Raw genomic sequence first — 3,627 nt, 5'->3', positions numbered from 1 at the left:
GGCCGCGCGCATGCCGCAGCTGCCCGTGCCGGTCCGGCGCGAACGCGCGGCGCGGCTGCGGGAAGCCGGTGCGAAGGCCGCCGCGCGCCTGTTCGCCGCGCGCGTGGGGCAGGAGGAAGCGGTGCTGTTTGAACATGCCGACCGCGGCCACACGGAACAATTCGCGCCGCTGCGCCTGCTGGGCGCGGCCGCGACGCCGGGCGAGATCCGGCGCCTGCGCGTGACCGGCGCGGCAGACGACGCGCTGCTGGCGGAGGCCGCCTGATGCTGAAGAACCTGCTTGGCCGACTGCGCGGCGGCGGCGATGCGGCGCAGGAACCGCGCCCGCCGGAACTGCCCATCCCCGGCCCGCCGGAAGCCCCGCCCCCCGCGCCCGAACGGCCCGAGCCCGGCCCGGCCGAGACGCCGTCCATCCCGGAACCCACGCCAGCGCCCCCGCCGGTCGAGGTCCCGCCCCCGACCGCCGAGGACCCGCCCGCCAAGGGCGGCTGGTTCGCGCGGCTGAAGGCCGGGCTCTCGCGCTCCACCGCCAAGCTGACGGAAAGCGTCACCGGCATCTTCACCAAGCGGAAGCTGGACGAGGCCGCGCTCGAGGAGCTGGAGGAGACGCTGATCGCCGCCGATCTCGGCGTTGCCGCCTCCCGCCGCATCGTGGACGGCTTCCGGAAGACGCGCTTCGGCAAGGAAGTCACCGACGAGGAGGTGAAGGCCACGCTCGCGGACGAGATTGCCGCGATCCTCGCCCCTGTGGCGCGGCCGCTGGTCATCGAGCCCGCCCGCGCGCCGCATGTCGTGCTGGTCGTCGGCGTGAACGGCACGGGCAAGACGACGACGATCGCGAAACTCGGCAAGCAGTATCGGGACCAGGGGCTGAAGGCCGGCTTCGTCGCCGGCGACACCTTCCGCGCCGCGGCGGTGGAGCAGCTGCAGGTCTGGGCGGATCGCACCGGCGCGCGCTTCTTCCCCCCCGCAAAGCCGGGCGCGGATGCCGCCGGGCTCGCCTTCGATTCGCTGACCGCCGCGCGGGCCGACGGGCTCGACGTGCTGCTGGTCGATACCGCCGGGCGGCTGCACAACAAGACCGCGCTGATGGAAGAACTGCGCAAGGTGGTGCGCATCATTCGCCGGGTGGATGAGAGCGCGCCGCATTCGGTGCTGCTCGTGCTGGATGCCACCACCGGCCAGAACGCCGTGCAGCAGGTGAAGGTGTTCGGCGAGATGGTCGATGTCTCGGGCCTGGTCGTCACGAAGCTGGACGGATCGGCCAAGGGCGGCGTGGTCGTGGCGCTGGCGCAGGAATTCGGCCTGCCGGTGCATGCCGTGGGCGTGGGCGAGAAGGCCGAGGACCTCCGCCCCTTCGAGGCGCGGGATTTCTCCCGCGGGCTGCTGGGTCTGGACTGATCCCCGCTTCGGGCGGATGGTCCGGCGCATGAGCCCGCGCCCCATCGCCCGCACCCCCATCCCCGACATCGCGACCTTGCCCGAGGACATCCGCACGCGGATCCTGACGGTGCAGGAAAAGTCAGGATTCGTGCCGAACGTCTTCATGATGCTCGCGCACCGGCCGGCGGAATTCCGCGCCTTCATGGCCTATCACGACACGCTGATGGACAAGGCCGAGGGACTGACCAAGGCGGAGCGCGAGATGATCGTCGTGGCCGTCTCCGCCCGCAACCAGTGCCAGTATTGCGTCGTGGCGCATGGCGCGATCCTGCGCATCCGCGCGAAGAACCCGCTGATCGCCGACCAGGTCGCGGCGAACTGGCGGAAGGCAGACATCACGGAGAAGCAGCGTGCGATGCTGGAGTTCGCGCTGAAGGTCACCGACCGCGCGAACGAGGTGAACGAGGCCGACCACGACGCCCTGCGCGCGGCCGGCTTCGACGACGAAGCGATCTGGGACATCGCCGCCATCGCCGCCTTCTTCGGCATGTCCAACCGGCTGGCCAACGTGACCAGCCTGCGCCCGAACGACGAGTTTTTTGCGATGGGCCGCGGCTGAGCGCGGACGCCATGGGGAGGGGTTGAAGTGACCGAGGTTCGATGGGAACGCCTGACCGCGCCGCAACTGCGCGCGCTCGCCGAACGCAACGCCGTGGTGGTGGTGCCGGTGGCGAGCCTGGAGCAGCACGGGCCGCATCTGCCGGTCTGGACCGACAGCTTCATCGGCCATTCGGTCAGCGTCCGCGCGGCGGAGCTGTGCGCCGACCTGCCGGCGGTGGTCACGCCCCCGATGTGGCTCGGGCTGTCCGAGCACCACTTCCCCTTCGGCGGCACGATCAGCCTGGACTACGCGACCTTCGCGGCGGTGCTGCGGTGCATCGTGAAGTCGCTGCTGGCGGACGGCTTCTCGAAGGTGATGCTGTTCAATTCGCATGGCGGCAACATCGACCCGCTGGCCGTCAGCGCGCGCGAACTCGCGCATGAATTCGGCATTCCGGTGCTGACCACGACGGTCACCAAGGTCGCACCCGCCGCCATCGCCGCCGCACTCACCGCGCAGAAGGCGATGCACCACGCTTGCGAGGCCGAGACGAGCCTGTGGCTGCACCTCGACCCGTCGCAGGTGCGCCATGACGAGATCGCGAATTCCGTCTCGCCGGGTAACTTCGATGCCGGGCAGCAGGTGTCATCCCGCTTCTGGTCGTTCAGCGAACGCGCGCCGGTGACCGGCGTGCGCGGGGATGCGCGCGCCGCGACGGCCGAGAAGGGCCGCGCGATCTTCGAGGCGATGGCCGAAGGACTCGCGCGCGAACTGCGCGAGACGTCGAACTGGTCGCCACCCGACGATGTGTGGCGGCGCGGGCGGGCCCAAGGGCCGCGGTGATCCCGCCCTTCTTCGGGCAGTGGGAGTCCGCGGACCGGATCGGGGAGATCCTCGCCGGCACGCTGCGCGCGGAGGATGATCCGCTCTGGCCGCGCTCCGGCGCGGCTGGTGGGGCCGACTACGCGCGGTGGGCGGAACACCTCTGCGGCGTCGCCTGCCTGCGGATGGCGCTCGCCGCGCGCGGCATGACCCCGCCGCGCGCCTTTGATCTGGCGCGGGAGTTGACCAGGCGCGGCGGCTACGTCCTGCAACCCGATGGCGGCATCCGCGGGCTGATCTACGCCCCCGCCGTCGCCTGGCTGCGGCAGGCGCCGCGCATCGCGGCGGAGGTGCGCGTCGATGTCGCGGCGGAGGAGGTGCCGGGTCTCGTCGCGGATCGCGGGATGTTCATCGCTTCCGTCCATCCCTGGATCCGTTGGCCGGACCGCGACCCGCCATCGCGCGGCGGGCATCTCGTGCTGGTGTTCGGCACGCGGGACGGGACGCTGCGACTGCACAACCCGTCGGGCGACACGGCGGCGGCGCGGCAGGATGCGCGGCTCTCCGTCGCCGACTTCGCGCGGTTCTACGCGGGGCGGGGGATTTTCCTGCTCGGCGGGTGAACGCAGGGGGCGCTGCCCCTCCGGACCTCCCCGCCAGAGGCCGAAAGGCCACGCGCCGTTGCGCGGAGGGGCGCTGCCCCTCCGGACCTCCCCGCCAGAGGCCGAAAGGCCTCTGGACACCATCACCTGGGGTCATGCCCGACGTCCGCGTACCCCTTGCCAGGTTTCGGTTTCCAAAGGCCTTTCGGCCTTTGGTGG

The 3,627-nt window shown here is 71.5% G+C and carries 4 protein-coding genes and 1 pseudogene; all 5 read left to right on the top strand.

The features are described 5' to 3' along the window. Positions 1-265 (top strand): annotated as a pseudogene (locus HW577_RS22550) (tRNA (N(6)-L-threonylcarbamoyladenosine(37)-C(2))-methylthiotransferase MtaB); the annotation flags it as partial. Beyond that, positions 265-1,401, top strand: coding sequence for a signal recognition particle-docking protein FtsY (gene ftsY / locus HW577_RS22545; protein ID WP_198378358.1), 1,137 nt, complete (start codon positions 265-267; stop codon positions 1,399-1,401). The pseudogene HW577_RS22550 and the gene ftsY, both read left to right, overlap by 1 nt. A gap of 28 nt (positions 1,402-1,429) precedes the next feature. Continuing rightward, a complete protein-coding gene (locus tag HW577_RS22540) occupies positions 1,430-2,002 on the top strand; it encodes a peroxidase-related enzyme (RefSeq protein ID WP_198378357.1) in 573 nt (190 codons plus the stop codon). 27 nt (positions 2,003-2,029) lie between these two features. Beyond that, the gene (locus HW577_RS22535; protein ID WP_198378356.1) at positions 2,030-2,827 is read left to right on the top strand and encodes a creatininase family protein; all 798 of its coding nucleotides are present in this window, start codon (positions 2,030-2,032) and stop codon (positions 2,825-2,827) included. Next, positions 2,824-3,429 (top strand): hypothetical protein, encoded by a 606-nt coding sequence (locus HW577_RS22530; RefSeq protein ID WP_332837786.1) that lies wholly within the window; start codon positions 2,824-2,826, stop codon positions 3,427-3,429. Before HW577_RS22535 ends, HW577_RS22530 begins: the two co-directional genes overlap by 4 nt. Positions 3,430-3,627 lie beyond the last annotated feature (198 nt).

Origin of the sequence: Neoroseomonas rubea, from assembly GCF_016106015.1 — a bacterium.
Classification (GTDB): Bacteria; Pseudomonadota; Alphaproteobacteria; order Acetobacterales; family Acetobacteraceae; genus Neoroseomonas; species Neoroseomonas rubea.
The sequence above is the reverse complement of the archived record's forward strand: the minus strand, read 5'-3'. Positions and strand labels throughout refer to the sequence as shown.